At 55.2% G+C, this 21,130-nt stretch carries 17 protein-coding genes and 1 pseudogene; 9 read left to right on the forward strand and 9 right to left on the reverse strand.

The window, feature by feature from the left end; genetic code table 11:
• Window positions 1-53: 53 nt before the first annotated feature.
• Complete coding sequence (locus PSEUDOMOFG3G_RS00735) at window positions 54-539, forward strand: GIY-YIG nuclease family protein (RefSeq protein WP_131672259.1); 486 nt, start codon at window positions 54-56, stop codon at window positions 537-539.
• Window positions 540-659: 120 nt separating this feature from the next.
• Here PSEUDOMOFG3G_RS00735 and PSEUDOMOFG3G_RS00740 read toward each other — a convergent pair whose 3' ends face one another.
• Window positions 660-3,257 (reverse strand): hypothetical protein, encoded by a 2,598-nt coding sequence (locus PSEUDOMOFG3G_RS00740; RefSeq protein ID WP_139048553.1) that lies wholly within the window; start codon window positions 3,255-3,257, stop codon window positions 660-662.
• Window positions 3,258-3,678: 421 nt separating this feature from the next.
• Here PSEUDOMOFG3G_RS00740 and PSEUDOMOFG3G_RS00745 point away from each other — a divergent pair, with 421 nt between their 5' ends.
• From PSEUDOMOFG3G_RS00745 to PSEUDOMOFG3G_RS00760, 4 genes are all read left to right on the forward strand, one after another.
• Complete coding sequence (locus tag PSEUDOMOFG3G_RS00745) at window positions 3,679-4,497, forward strand: hypothetical protein (protein WP_131672052.1); 819 nt, start codon at window positions 3,679-3,681, stop codon at window positions 4,495-4,497.
• Between the two features lie 939 nt (window positions 4,498-5,436).
• Window positions 5,437-6,027, forward strand: coding sequence for a hypothetical protein (locus PSEUDOMOFG3G_RS00750; protein WP_060765755.1), 591 nt, complete (start codon window positions 5,437-5,439; stop codon window positions 6,025-6,027).
• Window positions 6,024-6,260, forward strand: a complete 237-nt coding sequence (locus PSEUDOMOFG3G_RS00755; protein WP_060765754.1) for an ABC-three component system middle component 6 — start codon at window positions 6,024-6,026, stop codon at window positions 6,258-6,260. Before PSEUDOMOFG3G_RS00750 ends, PSEUDOMOFG3G_RS00755 begins: the two co-directional genes overlap by 4 nt.
• A complete protein-coding gene (locus tag PSEUDOMOFG3G_RS00760; protein ID WP_139048554.1) occupies window positions 6,251-7,945 on the forward strand; it encodes a DUF2326 domain-containing protein in 1,695 nt (564 codons plus the stop codon). The genes PSEUDOMOFG3G_RS00755 and PSEUDOMOFG3G_RS00760 overlap by 10 nt, the downstream gene beginning before the upstream one ends.
• Window positions 7,946-8,016: 71 nt before the next feature.
• On the opposite strand, the gene PSEUDOMOFG3G_RS00765 is transcribed toward PSEUDOMOFG3G_RS00760, so the two are convergent.
• On the reverse strand, window positions 8,017-9,648 hold the full coding sequence (locus tag PSEUDOMOFG3G_RS00765) for an NAD+ synthase (RefSeq protein WP_139048580.1): 1,632 nt from the start codon (window positions 9,646-9,648) through the stop codon (window positions 8,017-8,019).
• A gap of 353 nt (window positions 9,649-10,001) precedes the next feature.
• On the opposite strand from PSEUDOMOFG3G_RS00765, the pseudogene nadE reads away from it, so the two are divergent.
• A pseudogene (gene nadE / locus PSEUDOMOFG3G_RS00770) lies at window positions 10,002-10,313 on the forward strand (NAD(+) synthase); the annotation flags it as partial.
• A gap of 170 nt (window positions 10,314-10,483) precedes the next feature.
• Here nadE and azu read toward each other — a convergent pair.
• Window positions 10,484-10,930 (reverse strand): azurin, encoded by a 447-nt coding sequence (gene azu, locus PSEUDOMOFG3G_RS00775; RefSeq protein WP_107321469.1) that lies wholly within the window; start codon window positions 10,928-10,930, stop codon window positions 10,484-10,486.
• A 156-nt stretch (window positions 10,931-11,086) separates the two neighbouring features.
• On the opposite strand from azu, the gene PSEUDOMOFG3G_RS27960 reads away from it, so the two are divergent.
• The 3 genes from PSEUDOMOFG3G_RS27960 to PSEUDOMOFG3G_RS00785 all read left to right on the forward strand — a co-directional run bounded on the left by PSEUDOMOFG3G_RS27960 (window position 11,087) and on the right by PSEUDOMOFG3G_RS00785 (window position 12,121).
• Window positions 11,087-11,212 (forward strand): hypothetical protein, encoded by a 126-nt coding sequence (locus PSEUDOMOFG3G_RS27960; protein WP_257220608.1) that lies wholly within the window; start codon window positions 11,087-11,089, stop codon window positions 11,210-11,212.
• A 61-nt stretch (window positions 11,213-11,273) separates the two neighbouring features.
• Window positions 11,274-11,861: a TIGR00730 family Rossman fold protein gene (locus tag PSEUDOMOFG3G_RS00780; protein WP_107321468.1), complete on the forward strand. Its 588-nt coding sequence runs from the start codon at window positions 11,274-11,276 to the stop codon at window positions 11,859-11,861.
• Between the two features lie 68 nt (window positions 11,862-11,929).
• Window positions 11,930-12,121, forward strand: a complete 192-nt coding sequence (locus PSEUDOMOFG3G_RS00785; protein ID WP_047227327.1) for a hypothetical protein — start codon at window positions 11,930-11,932, stop codon at window positions 12,119-12,121.
• Between the two features lie 107 nt (window positions 12,122-12,228).
• Here PSEUDOMOFG3G_RS00785 and PSEUDOMOFG3G_RS00790 read toward each other — a convergent pair whose 3' ends face one another.
• The 6 genes from PSEUDOMOFG3G_RS00790 to PSEUDOMOFG3G_RS00815 all read right to left on the reverse strand — a co-directional run bounded on the left by PSEUDOMOFG3G_RS00790 (window position 12,229) and on the right by PSEUDOMOFG3G_RS00815 (window position 21,001).
• Window positions 12,229-13,122: a transglutaminase family protein gene (locus PSEUDOMOFG3G_RS00790; protein ID WP_092395774.1), complete on the reverse strand. Its 894-nt coding sequence runs from the start codon at window positions 13,120-13,122 to the stop codon at window positions 12,229-12,231.
• Entirely contained in the window at window positions 13,122-15,608 is a 2,487-nt protein-coding gene (locus PSEUDOMOFG3G_RS00795) for a circularly permuted type 2 ATP-grasp protein (protein ID WP_139048555.1), read from the reverse strand. Before PSEUDOMOFG3G_RS00795 ends, PSEUDOMOFG3G_RS00790 begins: the two co-directional genes overlap by 1 nt.
• A 101-nt stretch (window positions 15,609-15,709) precedes the next feature.
• Window positions 15,710-18,985: a DUF2126 domain-containing protein gene (locus PSEUDOMOFG3G_RS00800; RefSeq protein ID WP_139048556.1), complete on the reverse strand. Its 3,276-nt coding sequence runs from the start codon at window positions 18,983-18,985 to the stop codon at window positions 15,710-15,712.
• A gap of 175 nt (window positions 18,986-19,160) precedes the next feature.
• Window positions 19,161-19,622, reverse strand: coding sequence for a hypothetical protein (locus PSEUDOMOFG3G_RS00805; protein WP_076382894.1), 462 nt, complete (start codon window positions 19,620-19,622; stop codon window positions 19,161-19,163).
• Window positions 19,623-20,084, reverse strand: coding sequence for a hypothetical protein (locus tag PSEUDOMOFG3G_RS00810; RefSeq protein WP_047227322.1), 462 nt, complete (start codon window positions 20,082-20,084; stop codon window positions 19,623-19,625).
• Window positions 20,084-21,001 carry a hypothetical protein gene (locus tag PSEUDOMOFG3G_RS00815; protein ID WP_047227321.1) on the reverse strand — a complete coding sequence of 306 codons (918 nt, stop codon included), beginning with the start codon at window positions 20,999-21,001 and terminating at the stop codon, window positions 20,084-20,086. The genes PSEUDOMOFG3G_RS00810 and PSEUDOMOFG3G_RS00815 overlap by 1 nt, the downstream gene beginning before the upstream one ends.
• Between the last annotated feature and the right edge of the window lie 129 nt (window positions 21,002-21,130).

Here is a 21,130-nt window from a genome sequence, read left to right on the forward strand (position 1 = left end):
TCTTTGCTGTTTAGTGCAATGGCAAGGAAAGGCGATGTACGGAGAGCGCGGCGATGATCTACTTCTTCATTGAAGACAGTAATGAGCACGTGAAGATAGGTCGGTCTAAGGACATCGAGCGCCGTAGAAAAGGCCTTCAAACTGGGAATCCAAGGAAGCTTTTGCTTCTTGGTTGGGTTCGTACAGATGATGACGTGCGACTGGAGAAAGAGATTCATCAGAACTTCTCTCGCCTTCGCGGTACTGGCGAATGGTTCGATTTGGATCCTGCGGACATCTTGCCGATCCTAGAGCATTTCGGCATTGATGGGTTTGTCGGTACGACCGGCGATTCTTTCGAAGTCATCGGTAATGATCGGGATGGCGTGCCCGAATATCTCGGCGTCTGGAACTGGGGAAACCTAGAATGGAGTGAGTGCTGCCCTTTCTGCGGAAGCTTTTGTGGCATGCACTTTCAAGAGGCGTCGAGTATGTACCACTGCCTAAATTGCGACACGCTTACCACCTTTGATTTTCTGAGTCATCAGGAGGAAGAGTGACAGCTCCCGAACAGCTTTTGCATTGGTAATGCCGAGCTTGATTTGATGTCTGCTGCTGTCCAGCATCAGGCCAGAATCAGGAGTTTCATCATGATTCTGACCCTCGCTCAATGAGCCGTGCTAGCTCGCTCTCGATCCAAACTCGGCAATCCATTTCTGTAGGGCTGTTACGTCGGTTTCAAAGACATCCAGCTCAAGAGCACTACTGGGCATCTCCTCAGACTGAGCATGCTCATACACCGAGTAGCGTGTCATCAAGTCATCAATGAATACGCAGTCGTCATTTGTTACCTTGGCTACCTTGTGTAGCTTGCCTTGAGTGTTGATTGCACGTCTGAAGCGGCCTACGACGTCGGCCAGTAAAATGTACTCAATCGTCTTCTCGACGATGATCCTGAAGTCACTGCAAGCGCTCTTGGCGAGCGACTCATAAGCCTCGACTTCCGCCTTCTCCTGGTGTTTTTTCAAGCGCGTAATCGTATTGTCGATCAACCCACGGACAGCACTTTCTGGTCTCAGGTCTCGAGCACTCGCAGTGGCGACGATACCAGCAGTCTTCGCCATCCTTTGAAGTGACGTGAGTGTTGGCTTAATTGAGGGCATCCCTGGAGTCTGCTCCCATTTTTTGGTGACCGCTTCTACTTGGGCTACTAGAGACAGCCGGTGGGTGAATATGATGACCTGCCTGGTCTGTGACAAAGACACGAGACGTTCGACAACCTTCTCTTCAAAGTCTTGGTCGAGTGAAGATATCGGGTCATCGAAAATGAACGGAGCTAACTGGTTTGATCCTGTCGTGTCCGCAAGGAATGCTGCGAGTGCGGCGATCCTGGTTTCACCCTCGCTCAAGATATATTCCAAGCCATGGGTGCCGTGCGCGCCCACGAGATTCAAACCAAAGGTGATCTTGCCTTTGCCACCCGATTTACTTAGGGGGGCTATTGGAATGCGGTGGCCGCCCAGTAGCTTCAATTCTTCGATGAATCGAGCTTGGTAGCCAGCATCCAGTTCAGTTTTGGCCAAGTCGTTTTTCTTGGTAGTCAGGGCATTGGTGGCCGCTGAGCGTGAGGCTTTGTCTATTGCTGCGACTGCTATCAGCCTAGCCCTTTCGGCGCTAATAGAGGTCTTGTTTTGTGAGAGCCACTGCTTGGCTTGAAGGTTCTGAACTCGTTCATGCATTGCTTGACGATGCTCATCCTTCAGCAGGGATGAAAGGCTCCCTTCTTCGGCAATCAAATCTGCTGACTTGGTTGTAACCGCCTCGCTGATGCCCTTCCAGTCGAAAGCTGGCAAGGTGCCGACAGGACTTCCCAACACGATTTGATCGCGCCTCGCTTTGAGCATGCCCAGCCAAGTGATCGCATCGGCTTCCTCGAAGCCCAGAGTGGACATGTGAACGATCCAGTCGGCTTGCCCTGGAAGAGTTGGCACCAAGTTTTTTTGATCAGTAAAGCTCTTTTCAGCCTTCTTGGCGGCTGTCTCGAGGCCATCAGTAACGAACTTTTCAAACCCTGACAGCCGGACTTTGGCATCCTCATCAAGGCTTTGGTGGCAAAGTACGCAGCGTGAGTCAGCCGCGATATTGGGAAACTGGGATTCTGTGTAGGCCGTGCCGTTGGAGTATGCGCGTGCGTGCTCCCACATATCCTGCCAGGTCGCAGAGCCAACACCGTCGAGCTCGGCTTTACCGAAAATCGCTGCCGCCGCTTCTTCACTCGAATTCCTGGCCTTAACAGCGGCGTTTTTCAGGGTTTCTAGCGTACCTGCCGTCGCATCGTTCAATCCCTGTTGAAGCGTCGACATTGCTGTTTCAATACTCTTCAGCGCTGTTTTTTCTTTGTTAATGCTCAGCAGCCGGCCTGCAATGTCTTTCTCTGCGAGGAGGGCCTCCTTCTCGATGCGCTCCCGATCAAGCAGATCCGTGTATAGACACTCCTTATCAATACTCGCGGTCGTGGTCGCGCTCTTCAGACCCTGAAGCCATTTTGCTTCGGGGGTGTGACTTAAAGTTTCTGGGATGGCGGGTAACGATTTGCTGAGTAGTGCCTTCTCTCTTGAAAGCTCTGCGTTAACAGCGTCCGCTATGACGATCAGCGCGGATACAAACTTCATCCGGCTGGGCTCATAGCATGCTTCAGTCCTGGTCATGTACTGCTGGGCAGCCTTGCTATCGAACACCTGTGCATGTCGTAGAGCCTTGTGAGGCCCGCTTGGGATGTCCCAGTGAACATCCGCCGGCTTACCGTCAATGGACACCTTGAAATGAGCACGGCAGGGCGTAGGCGTTGGATCAAAGACATTACCGCGTATATCGTCCTTGGATCGTGATCCGCAAATTTCCTTTAGCAGCCGTGCAAAACCGCTCTTGCCGGTTCCATTCTGCCCGTAGATCACCGAGAGATTGCTCTTGCCGAATGGGAGATTTGCACCAGCCTTGATAGCGTTCAGCCCATGCACATCCAAGATATCCTCGATCCGAAGCAAAGGCCTATTGGCTACCTGAGATAAAGCGCCAGGGGTTACCGTCAGGAATCCTGGATCGGCTTCATCCTTGGCTTCGAGCTTGCAAAGCCTAGCTAGCGATTTAACTTCATCCTGGTTCAGCTGCCGCTTCAGGTCGATGATCATTCGAGCTGCTGTCTGAATCCACTTGGGGCGCGAATTCAGCCATGTCTCGAAATCGTCAGCGACTACCGGCCCTACCTCAATCTTCGTCATGGTGCGCTCATCTCAGAGAGGAATTGCTGAGCGTAGGCGCTAACTGGCTTTTTGCTATTATTTCCCAATGAGCTGATTGCAGGATGTAACCGGAAAAAGTTGGTGCACACGGATTAAGGCAAAAAAATGGTGCAAGCAACGCTTTCTGAGCTGCGCCAGCAGCGCGATGAATAGGAACCTATGGGAAAAACCTGCCCAGCCAGTATTCGTCTCACAACAACCCCACGATGCTGAGAGTCAAAAACGAAGTTTTTTATGCAATGATCCCGAAAAGGTACATTAAAGCAGTTTATGGTACTTAATGACCCCAAAACAGGACATTAGGAGTGAGGCTGCCTTGCGAAGACTAACCTAAGCTCCTGGCGCAAGACAATCTGGAACCTATACTGGAGGCTTTATTGAAACTATAGGTAACAGCGCCATGGTGACTTTGGGCCAGATTCAAATGCGCGGCTTCTCCACACTTCACCCCGAGGCGATCAAAGATTGGCTAAAATCTTGTGCCACCTCTGAAAACACTGCTCAATTGAGCATGCTTGAGGCTCTTGAGATGTTCGACGCATATCTCACCATCACCGAATTTAATTCAGCCACTGTATGCTCAGACGACCTCGCAGGCCTCAGAGGATTTCTGAAAATCGAGATGGGGCTTATCGAAGATGTTGCTAAAAGAGTTACATTTAACCTATGCGATATGATTATCGCCCTAGGCATTTTGAGTGAAGAAAAAGTTTCATTCGCCCTGAAAGAGTCCCAACTCGAGTGCAACGAAAAATACGCCACACGTCAACCTTCCAAATCTCAACTGCTGATTTATAAATCGCTGTTCCCAACAATGGAACCGGGCGGTGTCGTATACGTGGATTTTCTCTCCCTTGGTTCCGCACTCAACGAATCATCATTACAATTCCTGAGTAGTTTGCTTTCAAAATACTTTGCTTCACTTACCAATGAGCAGGCCGAAACTGATGCCGGTCTCATCATCGCATTAACGAAAGGCCTGCTGCATCAAAACCCTAGCGTCGACTTCGGCAATATCAGCCTCTCAATGGCTAAATCAACAAACTTCATTTCAGGCGCTCGCATCCATGCCGAATGGCAAATGCACAACGCAGGCTACTTCCGTGGAGATGCATACGAAAACTGGAAGCTCATATCAGGGGTAATCCTAAACTTCTTTGTAGCCAATAATATTCTACACCTGAGTAAAGCAGGTCGCCAACTGCTATCTACTGACTAACTCAACGTTACATTAAAATCCTGCGCTTAGCGTCAACTGCTTTTAACAGATACTCAATGGCATTCGTTTGTAACCGGAGAGCCTTACGGCATCGTGCTTCATCACGAGCTGAACTTGCAGACAAAGCTTCAGCTTGCAAATAGTCTATTTCGCACTTTAGATGAGCAATCATTTTATTGACAAGACGCTCACGCATACTAAATCCCTCAATAGAACATGGGTTGAAGTCACTACGTTGCCGTGCGACATGGATTCATCGATTGCAGTATAGCCGCGATGAACGCTTTTGCTCGGCCTCGAGTGATCTCGTCCCCCTCGCATGACCTAGGCACACCAGAATTTAGGCAGAGCGTTTTGGCGAATCCTATCTCGACCCGGAGACAGTAGCCTAGGCGCAGCTATCGAGAGACATCGGCACGAGAAACCTTGTCCGTGCAGAGCCTCGGACTCAACCCTGCGGGAGGTCATCCACACCGGGGTACTCAGCCTCCTACAGAGGATCTGGCAAACCTTGGGCCTCTTGGCTGCAGTTACTACACACAAAGCTGCTGTGCAGGCAGAGCGCCCTTGTGGAGCAATACGTGAAATCTGTAACATCACACTGATGGCACTCGGTGCCGGGTGAACAACTACCATGGAGAAAGGAATGTTCAGCTTCTTGAAGATTGTCGTAGGCGCAGGTGGAACCTTCGCAGCTCTGGGAGCTGCGATGCTTTACGCACTGTACGCCGGTTGGTTCAAGTCAGACTTGCTCAAAAGCTTGCCAAGCGAATCAATCTATAAGCTGTTTCTGTATTCCATTGGAAGCGGTGTCTTCTGTTTTGTATTATTAATAATTTTGCAAGCGTGTAGCAGAAAGCCTTCAATCATTACGAAGGCGGATAACGGGGGCACTGCGGTCACCTCCACGGGTAGCGGTAGCGTCACTGTACATAAGCCATGAGCTTCTTCCCACCTAAGCTTGAAGCTGAGGCAACACACGGTGGCATAGCAGTAGTTAACAACGGAAGCGGGCCTGTCACGATTGCAGCAACCACTGCTGCAATCTCATCTTTGCTCAATCCACTACTGATTAAAATTGTGTCAACTCACACTCCGTATGATGAGATCCCAGACGTGGAACTGGACTACCCTGGGGTCGATGAAAAAATCGAGTACAATAGGGTCTCGGTGTATTCAGAAGTCATCGTTGATAATGTGGGCTACATGGAGCTCATTGAAAATCTTATTTCGACTATCGATGACGAGGAACCTGGCGCACAAAAAAGATTCCTTTTCGCCATTAACCAGAAGTACAAATCTGCAAGGCGCGAATTATTCTTGAACCAGACTGAGCGCCCAGTTACGCCTGAGCAAAAACTCAATATTACTCGGATAGGCTCGGATGAACTCATACTGAAAGTCTCCGAACTTATCGTTGACATCAAGACCGGTTTCCATGGCGCCCCATCTGAGCTAGTTGATTGGGCCAGACAGCTTATAGTTTGCTATGGCTTCATTCACTGCAAGATATTGGAGCCGCCTAAATGATCATTCAAAATACCAGCTCCCCGCTTAAAAGCCTCTACATCATTGGTGGGCGGATACTAATAGTCTTAAACTCTAGTGATCTTGGCGCCATGAGCCCACTGGCACTTCTTGAAAAATATCAAGAAAAATTTGATCGCGTTTCTTTTGCTTACATTCTGTATGCGCTCGATTGGCTTTACATCACTGGATGTGTAGAGCTCACGAAGCAAGGTGATATTTCTTTATGCAACTAATTAAGCTATCTGTCTTTGATGGAAGCAAAGAGATACGCACCATCAACTTCAAAGAAGGACTGAACATAATTACCAACCTGGGCGAAACTGGTAATCAGATTGGCAAAAGTACATCGCTTCGAGCCTTGGCATTTTGTTTGGGCGGGAACTCCGAACCACTGTGGAAAGACCCGGACAACGATAAGGTAAACGAAGGAGTTAAAGGCTTCCTGACTAAAGGCGATGTAAAATTTGAGCTAATAGTAAAGATTGTATCTATTACTCATACCATCACTCGAGTGCTCTCAATAAAAACAGGCGCCCGACGCGAGAGCATCACAGCCATCAGCACCATCGATGGTGTCACATATAAAAGCCGCGCAGCTTTCACTCGCGAACTGCCACGCCTGTTTGGATACACTAGAGAGCATCCAAAGTTTAACTCAATAAGAAGCAAGTTCTTCAGAACCAATAGAGCCACGAGCAACAACACTCTTAAATACCTGCACACATATACAAGCGACAATGATTACGATCTGATCTACGCGTACCTTTTTGACTTTGAGTTTATTGATTCCGTTCGCCAGATTAATCTAATTGAGCACCAAATACTCCTAGAAGACACTCGAATCAGGACATTGCTTGGGGGTATTTCTTTGGAAGGCCGCCAGGAACATCTTTATGAGATCGACTCGAAAATATCTGACCTTCAAGTAAAAGAGGATGAATATGACATCTTTGAATCTCAAAGCTATGCGATCTCACAACTCCGTGAATCTCGAAGAAGCGTAGCCATTTTAACATCACGCATTGTTAACTTGGAAACAAAGCTTTACTACAATAAAAAAACAATTGATCGCTACAAGAACAGTCTAGTAGAGGTCAACGTAGATGAGATCACCTCCCTTTACAATGAAGCTAAATCATTAGTCCCAGACCTAAGCAAAACCTTGGAAGAAACAATCGAATTTCATAACTCGATTATGAGCCGCAAGGCTGCTTATGTCGAAGAAATGTCCATCGAGACGGCAGATGAGCTCGATAGCTTAAGATTGAGCTTAGGACGACTGCTGACTGAGGAAAAAAGCAAGGTTAAAGATCTTTCCAGAGATAGTCACTTCAGTGGTTTGATGCTGGTTGAAAAGCAGATGCAAGACTTGCGAGAAGCTCGAGGCAGGCTTGCTTACGTCATAAGCGAGGTAGAGGACTCTCGCAACAGGATTGCGGATTTGGAAACTACATCCGAAGACGTGAAGCGTAGTATTGCAGTCCACTACTCAGACCTAAACTCGAAGCTTGATGTTTTCAATGAGGCATATGCCGACATTACCAAGAGATTGTTCATCACCCACCATAACGAACTTCTAGTTTCCCCTGGGCAGAATGGCAAGGCAGATTTTACAATCGTCAACGAAGAACGCAATACTGGCGACGGCGTTCCTCGGGCTGCAGCTATGGCATTCGACATGTCCTATGTCTATTTCTTAAATAAGTTTAAATCAAAGCTTCCAGCATTTACCGTCCAAGACTATCTAGAAGTCGTCGATGAAGACAAGCTAATCAAGCTATTCAACTTCGCAAACGAGAAAAAAATTCAGACTGTGGTAGCCATATTGAATGACAAACTGGGTAGCTTTGACAAAAAGTTTATTAAAGAAAACACTATCCTAGAACTGACGAATGAAGAAAAGTTTTTCAAACTTTAGCGAAACCGCACCAGGCAAAGAAAAAGGGGCGCAACGGCGCCCCTAGCATATTCAATCATCTGCCGAAGCTATTAATCTCCAATGCTCCAGCCAGAAGTAATTGGATATCGGCGGTCACGGCCAAAGCCACGCTCGGTCACACGTGGGCCAACTGCAGCCTGGCGCCGCTTGTACTCGTTCAGGTCGACCAAACGAATTACCTTCCTCACCACCTCCTTGTCGAAGCCCTTCTCGGTGATCGCATCGGCAGACAAATCCTGCTCGATGTACAGGCAAAGGATTTCATCAAGGACTGGGTATGGAGGCAGGGAATCTTCGTCCTTCTGATCAGGAGCAAGCTCAGCAGACGGTGGACGATCAATGACGCGTTGCGGAATGACGTAGCCCAGGGTGTTGCGGTATTCACAGAGGCGGAATACCAGAGTCTTCGGCACATCCTTCAGGACGTCGTAGCCACCAGCCATGTCTCCGTACAAGGTCGCATACCCCACAGCCATCTCACTCTTATTACCGGTGGTCAGAACGAGATACCGCTTCTTGTTGGAGATCGCCATCAGCATCGTGCCGCGACACCGCGCCTGGAGGTTTTCCTCGGTGGTGTCCTTTCCCAGACCTTCGAACATTGGCGCAAGCGTTGATAGAAATGCTTCTACCATGGATGCGATGGGCAGTACGCTGTACTTCACGCCTAGAATGTCGGCTTCTTTTTTCGCATCGTCCTGGCTCATCTGGGCCGTGTAGTGGTAAGGCATCATCACGGCTTCGACGTTTTCTGCGCCCAGCGCATCAACAGCAACAGCAAGCACCAGCGCCGAGTCGATACCACCCGAAAGGCCCAGCACAACCCCTTTGAAACCATTACGCTGCACGTAGTCCTTAACTCCGGCTACCAGTGCCTTGTAAACGCTGGCCTCCAGGCTCAGAAGTTCGGTGGTCTGAGCTGGAACCGGCACCAAGGCACCCTCCTTGATCTCAAACTCCGTTACGAAGAGTCCCTCTTCGAAAGCAGGGGCGCGTTGAGTGACCTTTCCGTCGCCATTCACCACAAAGCTATTGCCGTCAAAGACGAGCTCGTCCTGACCACCTACCTGGTTGACGTAGATCATCGGGATTGAGCATTCACTGGCGCGTTTGGCTAAGAGTTCTTCGCGTTCAGCCTGCTTCCCACGATGGAACGGAGACGCGTTGAGGGTGAGCATAATTTGAGCACCGGCATCACATGCCTGCTTAAGAGGCTCGGAGAACCAAATGTCCTCACAGATGGTGATACCGACCGGTACGCCGAAAAGTTCGACCACACAAGGGCCGCTGCCTGACTCAAAGTATCGCTTCTCGTCGAACACACGATAGTTCGGCAGACGCTGCTTGTTGTAGCGGGCGAGCTCTTCGCCGTCCGAGATTACAGCGCAGCTGTTATAGCGTGCTCCATCCTCGACCCATGGGAAGCCGATTACTGTAACGATGCCTTTAACTGCATCCTTAACTTGCTGTAGCGCCTTCTCGATACGGCTCTGCATGCTGGAGCGAAGGAGCAAATCCTCTGGAGGATAACCACAAAGGGTTAGCTCAGGGAAAACGATGACCTGGGCGTTGAGGTCGTCGCGGGCCTTACGGGCTGCTTCAATGACCTTCTCGACGTTGCCGTACACATCCCCAACGCGGATGTTCAGCTGGGCCATTACCACTCTCAAACGTTGCACCATGGTTCCTCCAGAAATGTCTAGATCGAGATCGGCAAGATGCAGCGTTGTCCTGACATCCGCGATCAAGGGAAGCATCATCGGAAGCTCCACGCCGAGCGATGAACTATCGGACTACTGCTAGCCATTGCGGTTCATCGAACATCGGTCAGAACTGCCCGGAGGGTCGCGGGCATCTTGCGAACTAGGACATTATGCCCTATCCAAGCTACGCCCCCGCGACCGAATTTGGGCGGGAGTTGGGAGTGATGAAAATCGACGAGCTGCCATTTTGGGCAGATGCAGAATCTGCACATCGGAAAAATCAGTTAATTGCTTAGCAGACACGGCGGATTGGGCACTATTTGGGGGGGAGGAAGGTGATGGGTTTCTTCACCAAGTTCGGTGACGGCGCCTGTGACCTGGCGCCGTTGAGCGGCCTGGTGAAAAACCAGGTCCGGGCTATTGCCCGAGACTTCGGCGCGCCGGAATCGCTGGTGGAAAAAGTCCCCACCGCCGACCTTGAGGACCTGTCGCCCGGCAAGCCCGACGAAGCCGCCCACGGCGTGACCTATGGCGAGATCGATGCGTTCCTGCATGGGCTGCCGGTGCGCGAAGAAGCCGCTCGAATCATTTGCGAGACCTATCGCAAGACCGAGCACAAGCGGGTGATGCCGTACGCGCCGTGACCGGCAATCCCTGTGGGAGCGAGCCTGCTCGCGATAGCGGTGGGTCAGTTTGCATTGATGTTGAATGTGCTGCCGTCATCGCGAGCAGGCTCGCTCCCACAGGATGTGCGGTTATTGGCGAGGCACAAAAAAGCGCCCTGAAACGGGCGCTTTTTTTATGCCTGATGTGATTACTTCAGGGTAACCGTGCCTTTCATCATCGAGATGTGGCCCGGGAACGAGCAGAAGAAGCCGTATTTCTCATCGGCGCTCAGTTTCGATACATCGAAAGTCACCGAGTCCTTCTCCTTGGCCCCAATGAGCTTGGTGTGAGCGATGATGCGCGCATCGCCTTCTTTCAGGTAGTTCTTGTCGATGCCGGCTGCCAGGCCATCGGTAGCAATCGGCTGCATGTCAGCCTCTTTGCTCAGTACCCAGTTATGGCCCATGACGTTCTTCGGCAAGCTGCCTGAGTGAGTCAGTTCAACGGTGAAGGTCTTGCAGCTCTTGTCGATCTCGATGGCCTTGGTGCTGAAGGACATCTGGTCGGTCGAGTCGATGGTGGTCTTGCACTCGGCTGCCATCAGCTGGCTGCTGGCCAGCGTCAACAGGGATACTGCAGCAAGTTTGGCAAACATGGTGAATCTCCAAGGCATGGTTAGAAAAATTCCGTCAATGGGGAAGACTGCCTGAATTTCAGACAAGTTCCTATGACCTGAGTCAAAGATTGTATACAACTTAAGGCTATCAGCCTGATGAGCATAATCAACCAGCCAAAGGTATGAGGCGGCCATATGATCAGCTCCATCACCTCTCTGGAGTACCGCATCATGAACCTCAACGGCCTGCTGTGCAGCTTGCTTGCCGCCTACGCCTGCGGTGCCAGTGGCACCTACGAAAAACCCCGGCGCGAGGTTTAATTGCTTTGCGCAGCCAAAGCCAGGCTTTACTCTGGTCCAGTTACTGACCACGGAGTAAGGCATGTCTTTAGCGTCTGTTTGTGTATTTTGCGGCGCCAGCACCGGTAGCCACCCAGCCTATCGTGAAGCGGCGCAGGCCTTGGGGCGTGCGTTGGCAGAACGAAAACTGACCCTGGTCTATGGCGGCGGCGCGGTCGGCTTGATGGGCATCGTCGCCGATGCGGCCCTGGCGGCCGGCGGCGAAGTGATCGGTATCATCCCGCAGAGCCTCAAAGACAAGGAAATCGGCCACAGCGGCCTGACCCGCCTGGAAGTGGTGGACGGCATGCACGCCCGCAAGGCACGCATGGCTCAGCTCAGCGATGCCTTCATCGCCCTGCCCGGCGGCCTTGGCACGCTGGAGGAGTTGTTCGAAGTCTGGACCTGGGGCCAGCTCGGCTATCACAGCAAACCGCTGGGGCTGCTGGAAGTGAACGGTTTCTACAGCAAACTCACCGGTTTTCTTGATCATATCGTCGGCGAAGGCTTCGTCCGTGGGCCCCACCGTGACATGCTGCAAGTGAGCGAATCACCCCACCACCTGCTCGATGCGCTGGACGAATGGCAACCGTCGGTGCAGCCAAAGTGGGCCGAACAAAAACCCAGCTAACGGCTCGACCCCGATACAGGGCAGAATACGCGCCGCTCAACCTCACCTTCGACCCCAGAGGATCGCCCATGGCCAAACCCAATTATTCCTTCGCCAAACGTCAGAGAGACTTGGCCAAGGAGCAGAAGAAAGAGGAAAAGCTTCAGCGCAAGAAAGCTACCGCTGAAGAAGAAGCAGCAGCACTGACCCCGGATACCGAAGGCGACGTGGCAGCAGACGTAGATGTTGATGCACCGAAAGATCAGACGCCCGACGCCTGATACCCTCAGGGCCCGATGATCTGATCCGGCCCCCCGGTTCTGTGTCCAGGGTCGGCAGCCTCGCTGCCGGCCCTCACAGTCCAGTCCGTTCCCACACTGGGATCAGTTTACGATTCAAGCGGCATCACCGTCACCCGCACTTCGGGGTCATGATCACCGCCGCCCAGAATGACTCCCCGCAACGGCGACACATCGGAAAAATCCCGGCCCCAGGCCAATGTGATGTGCTCCAGCGCCGGCTGAACGTTGTTGGTCGGGTCGAAGTCCACCCAGCCCAGCACTGGGCAAAACACCGAGATCCAGGCGTGCGAGGCATCGGCACCGATCAACCGTGGCTGACCCGGCGGTGGTTGAGTCAACAGGTAGCCGCTGACGTAACGCGCCGCCAACCCGCGGGAGCGCACGCAGGCCAGCATCAGGTGAGCAAAGTCCTGACAAACGCCCCGCCGCCGCTCCAGCACCTCCACCAGCGGCGTTGCCACCTGGGTGGCTTCGGCATCGAAGGTGAACTCTTCGAATATCTTTTCCATCAGCGCCCGCACGCCGAGCATCAATGGGCGCCCCGGCGCGAAACAGCTTTCGGAAAACTCGACGAAGCTGCGCTTGAGGTGCACATAGGGTGACTCGAAACGATAGCGGCACGCATCCAGCAATGGAGCCGCCAGTGGCCGGCCGCTGTAGGTCAACGCATGGCAGGTTGACTCCCAGGCAGGGGACAAACTGAAGTCCAGCACAGGACGCGCCAACACTTCCACGCTCAGACGCGCGTTGACCAGCAACTCGTCATGGGGCCGTTCGAACGCCAGGCGGGTCAGTGGGTTGCCGAACACATCCAGCTCGTCGCGGCGGGTCGTCGGCTCCGGGCTGATCAACAACTGCTGCTCGGTGCAACGCTGCCACTCACAAGGGCGCGGCCACAGATGTGCAAGTTGCTGGGCCAGGGATACCGGGCTGTCGTAATGGTAGTGGGTGTCGTGGAAAATCTGGTAACGAGCGCTCATCAGACGGACACCGTGCGCTGGCTGACGTCATCGACGTGAGCGAAATGACGCAAGGCCAGGCGATCGGACACCTGGCCACTGACGTCGGCCACTTCCTGCAACAGATCAGCCAAGCCATCGAGGGCTGCGCGCAGGCTGGCCTCGCCGAACAGCGGACTCTCCAGGCAACGCAGGTCAAAGCATGAAAGGCGAGCGACCAGCTCTGGCAAGGCGGTTTCCCTGGGCGCGCCGAAGTCATCGTTCAAGCGCTTGAGGGTACGGGCCACCAGTTTCAACTGGAAGAGCACCGCGTGAGGGTTTTGTTCGTCCAGCAACAGCAGGTCGAGCACCGGAATCAACTGGGCCACCGCCAGGTAACGCGAACGATAGGTGATGCTGCTGTTGCCCAGCTCCAGCAACCAGTCCAGCCCCGCCTGATCGAACACCGCCTCGCCTCGCAGGAACGCCGCCAGGCTGCTGCTGAGAAATTGCAGGCGCTCCAGACGACGACCGATCATCAGGAAACGCCAGCCCTCGTCGCGGGTCATGTCGTCCAACGCGAATCCGGACAACGCCGCCAGGGACATCACCAAACGGTTGAGAAAATCCAGCAACTCACCGAAATCCGGCTCCGCGGTTTCTAGCTCCATGGCTTCGCGCTGCAGCTCCACCAGTGCCTGCCAGTTCTCCCGGGACAGCTTGCCGCGAACCTGGGAGGCCGCCCACTGCAATCGCTGCAGGTTGGAACGCAGGCTGAACGACCAATCGTCCCCCAACAAGGCCGCCAGCAGTCGCTCGGGCAGCTCGCCCTCCTCCGGCAACAGCATCAGGCTTTCCCCCAGGGACACCGCCGACTGCAGCGCTTGCGGGTCGTCGCCATCGACATAGCGCGCCAGCATGATCCGCAGCAGCCGCGCACTGTCGTCACAGCGCTCGCAGTAGCGACCGAACCAGAACAGATTTTCCACGACGCGGGACGGCAGATAGGGATCACGCCGAACCAGATCGTGGACGCCCACGGTTCGCTGGGCCTTCCATTGTTCGCCACTGGGTGGCTGTTCTCCCAAGACCCAAGTGTCCTTACTGGCGCCACCTCGCTGCATCGACACCACTTCGGCGTCGGCCTCGGCCGCCACGCGGGTCAGGCCGCCCGGCAGCACCCGATAGTCATCCTCCCCGGAAACGGCATACACGCGCATGCCGATGGCCCGCGGCTGAAGCTGACCGTCTTCGGCCTGCCAGACCGGTGCCTGGGACAGCTGCGCCAGTTCCTGGGCGACATAGGCGTAGGGACGCGCCTGCATGCGCGCGGCCAGAAGTGCACGCTGTTGTTCGTTCAGGTCGCGCCCCAATACCGGGCTGAAACTTTGGGAAGGAAACGCCGGTTTGATCAGCAAATGCGGCAGTTTTTCCAAGGCCTGGGCCAGCACCGGCGGCTCACCGCACCACCAGGTGGCGATGGACGGCAGTATCAGTTCCTCACCGAACAGAAACTGGCTGATCTTTGGCAAAAAGCCCAACAAGCCCGGTGATTCCAGCACGCCGCTGCCCAAGGCATTGGCCACCAGAACCCGGCCCTGGCGCACCGCCTCCAACAATCCCGGTACACCCAAGGCCGAATCGGTGCGCAGCTCCAACGGGTCGCAGAAATCATCGTCGAGCCGGCGCATGATGGCGTGAACCCGTCGTAGCCCGCTCAGGGTCTTGAGGTACACCGTGGCGTCGCGAACAGTCAGGTCGCTCCCTTCCACCAGCGGATAGCCCAGCTGGCGCGCCAGGTAAAGGTGTTCGAAATAGCTTTCGTTGAACCGTCCAGGCGTCAACAGCACCACCAGCGGCGACTCGCCATCACTGGGGGCCTGACGCGCAAGGGTCTGCTGCAAGGTGCGGAAGAAACCGGCCAGGTGCTTGACCTTCAGGTCACGATACAAGTCGGGAAAGGCGCGGGAGACGATCATGCGATTTTCCAGCGCATACCCGGCCCCCGAAGGCGCCTGGGTTCGATCCGCCGTGACCCACCAGCGACCGTCGGGCGTACGGGCCAGGTCCACGGCATACAGGTGCAGGAAAATGCCGTCCGGCGGCGTGATGCCCTGGCACGGCCAGAGAAAATTGTTGTGCCCGAACACCAGTTCCGCCGGCAGCAGCCCCTCACTGATCAGCCGTTGCGGCCCGTACAGGTCGGCCAGTACTGCGTTGAGCAAGCGTGCACGCTGGGCGATGCCCGCCGACAGGTGCTTCCACTCCTGCGCATCGATCACGTGGGGCAGCAGGTCCAGCTCCCACGGCCGGTCGGCGCCCTTCGGGTCCGCATAGACGTTGTAAGTGACACCGTTTTCCTGGATCTGCCGGGCCAACAGTGCCTGACGCTGGAGCAGTTGGGCCGGCGTACTGCGCTGCAAATGGTCGAGCAGGCGGCGCCAGTGCCCGCGCACCGCGCCACTGTCGTCCATCAATTCGTGATAGGTGCCCGTCGTCAGCGGGTAACGGTCAAGCAGGTCAGGCATGGAAAGCTCGGCAGACAGCAATGAAACGTGAGACTAGCGCAAGCGCATGACACCCGGATAGTTGAAATATCCGGGTGTCGTGTACGACTTAGGGAGCGCTCTCAAAAACGTCGCAGATCGAGCGTGAGGGGAAACTCGTCGTCCACTGTCAGGTGAGGTATCGGAAGTTTCCCAGGCGTGTGTCCGAGACGGAAAAAACGCGCCATTCGCCGGCTCTCCGCCTCATTGGCATTCACCGGCAGGCTGTCGTAATTACGTCCCCCCGGATGGGCCACATGATACTGGCACCCCCCCACCGAACGTTGCGTCCAGGTGTCGAGTAAATCGAAGACCAACGGCGCATGGACCGCAATGGTCGGCTGCAGGCAGTTGGCCGGTTGCCAAGCGCGAAAACGCACCCCGGCGACAAATTCGCCGACCCGGCCGGTGGCTTGAAGCGGCACCGGAACACCGTTGCAGGTCAGCAAATACCGTTGCGGCGCCAGGCCGCTAAGCTTGACCTGCAAACGTTCAAGAGAAGAGTCCACATACCGCACGGTGCCGCCCGCTGCCCCCTCTTCTCCCAGTACATGCCAGGGTTCAAGGGCCTGGCGCAATTGCAGTTCGATGCCGCTGACCGCGTAATCACCCACCTTGGGAAAACGAAACTCCAGGTGCGCGGCGAACCATTCGGCCCGCAGCGGGTAACCGGCGGCGTTCAGTTCATTGATGACGTCGGCAAAATCCTGTTCGATAAAATGCGGCAACAGGAAGCGGTCATGCAGTTCGGTCCCCCACCGCGCCAGCTTCGCAGGCAGGTAGGGCTCACGCCAGAACCGCGCCACCAGCGCCCGCAGCAATAGCTGCTGGGCCAGGCTCATACGGGCGTGGGGCGGCATTTCAAAAGCCCGCAGCTCCAATAGACCGAGACGCCCGGTGGCGCCGTCCGGCGAATAGAGCTTGTCGATGCAAAATTCGGCACGATGGGTGTTGCCGGTCACGTCGATCAACAGATTGCGCAACAGCCGATCAACCAGCCAGGGCGGGCACTCTTCGCCAGGTTGCGGCATTTGTGCGAAGGCAATTTCCAGCTCATACAACGCATCGTTGCGCGCTTCGTCCACCCGGGGCGCCTGGGACGTCGGTCCGATGAACAAGCCGGAAAACAGGTAGGACAACGACGGGTGGTTATGCCAGTAGCTGATGAGACTGCGCAGCAGGTCAGGGCGCCGTAGAAAGGGAGAGTCGGCCGGGGTTGCGCCCCCCAGTACGAAATGGTTGCCACCACCGGTGCCGGTGTGCCGACCGTCGATCATGAATTTCTCGGTGGTCAGCCGGGTCTGTCGCGCCTCTTCGTAAAGAAACTCGGTGCGCTCGACCAGTTCATCCCAGGTCGCGGACGGCTGCACGTTAACCTCGATCACACCCGGATCGGGGGTGATGCGAAAGTTACTCAGGCGCGGGTCGCTCGGTGGCTCGTAGCCTTCCAACAGTACTGGGCAATGCAGCTCCTCGGCTGTCGCTTCGATGGCGCTGACCAGTTCCAGATAATCCTCGACCCGCTCCAGGGGCGGCATGAACAGGTACAAACGCCCCTCGCGAGCCTCGGCACAAAACGCCGTGCGGGTCAGCCAGTCGGCGGATTCGTCAATCTGCGGGGCACGATCCTGCTCGGTTGCCGGCTCACCATGACGAGCCAGGCGTTCAGCATCGGGCAGCGCCGGCAGGTCCTGGTTCGGGTCGGTGGGATGAATGAAAGGGTATTCGGCCGCTGTCACCCAGGGCTGGGAAGCCAATGGCAGGCGGTAGCCCAAGGGCGAATCCCCCGGAACCAACCGGCAGTGACTATCGCGCAGGTACCATCGACCGCTTTGCCATTGATCGCCCTTGGCGGTACGCGCCAGCGGCAGGACCTGCCCGATCACTTTATCCAGGCCCTGACTGAAGACCTTGCGCAACCGTTCCCGCTCCAAAGCATCTTCCAGGCGGGGGTCCTGGGCCGTGACGTTCGATGGCAATGCACCTTCGCGCCAGAGGTAATAGAAATTGTCCTCGTAGGCTGGGAACACGAATCGCGCAGGAATTTTCAAACGCTCGGCAACGCTTGTCAGAAAGCGCCCGGCCATTTCGCCGTCGGCGCCGTAGTCCTGCTGCTCGTCAGCGATCAACGCGCTGTTGTGCCAGATCGGCACTCCGTCACGCCGCCAATAGCAGTTGAGCGACCAGCGCGGCAACTGCTCACCGGGGTACCACTTGCCCTGGCCAAAATGCACAAGCCCCTGGGGCGCATAATGCTTGCGCATGCGCTGGAACAGCTCGGCGGAGAGGCGACGTTTGTCCGGTCCCAGCGCGGCGGTGTTCCATTCGGCGCCGTCCGGGTCATCAATCGAGACGAAGGTCGGCTCGCCCCCCATGGTCAGGCGCACATCGCCTTCCAGCAGGTCGGCATCAATTTTCCGGCCCAACGCCTGAATCGCCAGCCACTGCTCTTCGGTGTAGGGCTTGGTGACCCGTGGCGCTTCCCAGATCCGCTCGACGGACATTTCGTGGCTGAATTCGCACTCGCACGGTTCCACCAAGCCACTGATGGGCGCCGCCGAGGACGGATCGGGACTACAGGCCAACGGGATATGCCCTTCACCGGCGAACAGCCCGGACGTCGCATCCAGGCCGATCCAGCCGGCACCGGGCAGGTAGACCTCGCACCAGGCATGCAAGTCGGTGAAATCCACCTCGGTACCGGACGGACCGTCGAGGCTTTTCACGTCGGCGGTCAACTGGATCAGGTAACCGGAAACGAACCGCGCGGCCAGGCCAAGGTTGCGCAACAACTGCACCAGCAACCAGGCCGAGTCGCGGCAGGAACCGGACGCATGCTCCAGGGTGTGCTCCGGGGTCTGGACGCCCGGTTCCATACGGATCAGGTAGTTGATGTCTTCGCTCAGGCGCTGGTTGAGCGCCACCAGGAAATCCACCGCCGGCAACGGCGTGCGGTCGATGCCGTCCAGATAGGCCTGGAATCTCGGCGTCAACGGCAGGGTTTCAAGGTAAGGCGCCAACTCCTTGCGCTCATCGGCGGCATAGGTGAACGGGATTTTTTCCGCGTAGGGTTCCAGGAAAAAGTCGAACGGATTGAACACCGCCATTTCAGCCAGCAGATCGACTTCAATGCGCAGCTCCCGGGTTTTCTCGGGAAACACCAACCGTGCCAGGTAATTGCCCTGGGGATCCTGCTGCCAGTTGATGAAGTGCTGGTCAGGCGCGACCTTCAGCGCATAAGAAAGAATCCGCGTGCGGCTGTGGGCCGCCGGGCGCAGGCGAACGATCTGCGGACCGAGCTCGACAGCGCGGTCGTATCGGTAATGCGTGACATGGTGCAATGCGACGTGAATCGACACGACGTACCTCCTGCGAGCCTGGGCGTTATCGAAAGCGGCGCAAGACTTATGCCATGCAGGCAAGCCGGACACTTTCTTCGTCTACTCAAGGCAGTAGAGCACTAAAAGCGCGCGATGCTCGCATTCGGGTGCAAAGCTAAGCACATAAATGTGGCAGCGGCGGTAGCGAATCGACTCAACGCCGTGAGCGGGAGGCTTTGGCGGCCTGGATGAAGAGTTCGCGTTGGCGGCGGACTTCTACCAGCTTGCTGCGCATTTCGCGGTGACGTTTGCTGTTGAGCAGTAGCAGCCCGAGCAATGGAAAAAACAGACCCGCCGCATAAACGAATCGATTCGGGCGATAACCAATAGTCGGCAAGACACACAACAGACAGACCACAAAAAGCCCGGCAAACACCCAGACCCAACCCGCTCTGCCGCGCACGACCATAAAGTTGCTATGGACCAGAACCAACGTACAAATAGCAATGCATACAGCGGAAATTTTCGCTTGGCTCGACAACGTAGCGCGCACAAAAAAACTGTCGAGAAGAGCAAAGAGCGCCAGTAAACACGATATTTTCGCCACGAATATCGTTGCGATGAAGGTCGGAAAGTAGCGCTTCATAAAATGGATGAAAGTCGGATAGTTTTCCATCTAGCGTCCTTTCCTTTTCTTCTGTAAACGGACGGCAGACCTTATCGCCATACGCTCCTCGCGCAACTCCGACAATTTCTGGCGCATCTCTCGATGGCGCTTACTGTTGAGCAATAGCAGCCCCAGCAACGGGAACAACAACCCCGTCACATAGGCAAAAGGATGCGGCTTGTAGCCGTAGGTGGGGAGGACCGTGAAGAGACACGCCAGATAGAACACAACGATGGCACGAACACCCCATGACCGCCCCCTGATCATGACGAAATGGCTCAACGCCAAGAGCAGAGAGAGGATCAGCGCAACCAGAAAAGAATACTTGGCCCGTTCAGGATCGCCTCGAAAGTAAGTGCTAGAGACTAATGAAATTGAAGCGGAAACCGCGAAACAGGCTAGAAAAAAAGCGCAGATGAAGGTTGGAAAATAATGAGCGAGGAAAGCGTTCAATGAATGCTTGCGGTCCATTATTCAACTTCCTCATACAGCCCCACGGCAATTGTCTTCAGGTTCCCAGACAAGCTACTGCCCGTTAAGCCGATGGCTGCCCCCAGGGAGTCGCGAATCTGGGTCACGGTCGCGTGATTGATCTGGGTAGCCGTGAAACGCTTTGCAAGCGTCCCCGAACGCTGGCGAAGCTTTAATAGTTTGTTAGTCAGGCTTGGGTCCTTCAGTGTTAACAACTCTTTGGTCAATGCCTTTCTTTGCTGACGAGTCAAACCTTTGGAAAGCTCGTACCAACTCCTGCCAGTCGAGACCTTCCTCGCTTGCAAGAGTTTGAGCGTTGTTAAAGTGGATGCCCCGGCTCCCAGCAATGACGCGGCATCCAACACTGGCATTGCGTAGCGATACCAGTCCTCACTGTCCATATCATCATTAGCTGCTGGATCGTTGAGTTCGTTGTAGGTACGCATGCTCCCAACCACGCACTGCGCAGTACTGGCAGCGGCGGCGGTTGCCCCCACGGCTGTGACAACCAGGCTTGCACCCGCTGTAAATGGAACTGCGATCGTGCCACTGAAAACCACAATCCAGCCCAGAATGGCGCCAGCGCAGGATAACGTCGTATTGACAGCCTCTCCCACTAAACGAGACTCACGCGGGTTGTTCTTTACCTGATCAGCAAACTGAGCCGGCGCAATGTACTTCTGCGCCTCGCGCAAGATGATCCGCTTGGGCTTGATACTGCAAATCGGCTTGAACTCGCGCAGGGTCACCACGTTGAATTCGGCATCGATGTACACCACGCCAGCGCCGACGATACTGGGATCGGCGTCGATGGCCGCGAACAGGCGCGGCAGGTTGATCTGGCTTTCGATGCGTTGGCGGGCCATGAACTGGGAGGGGCTGTAGTCCATGCCGATACCCGGTAAAGGGGTACTCATATGAATCGTCCTTGAAAATCCGAGGGTGAGAACTTTATTGCCTGTGTGGCCGTGATTGCGGGCAAGCCGGGCCCTCCCAGGGCCAACACTGACAAGAGCGGTGTTTGGCTTTATTGCACGGAACTGACT

This window comes from Pseudomonas sp. FG-3G (assembly GCF_901007645.1).
Classification (GTDB): domain Bacteria; phylum Pseudomonadota; class Gammaproteobacteria; order Pseudomonadales; family Pseudomonadaceae; genus Aquipseudomonas; species Aquipseudomonas rhizophila.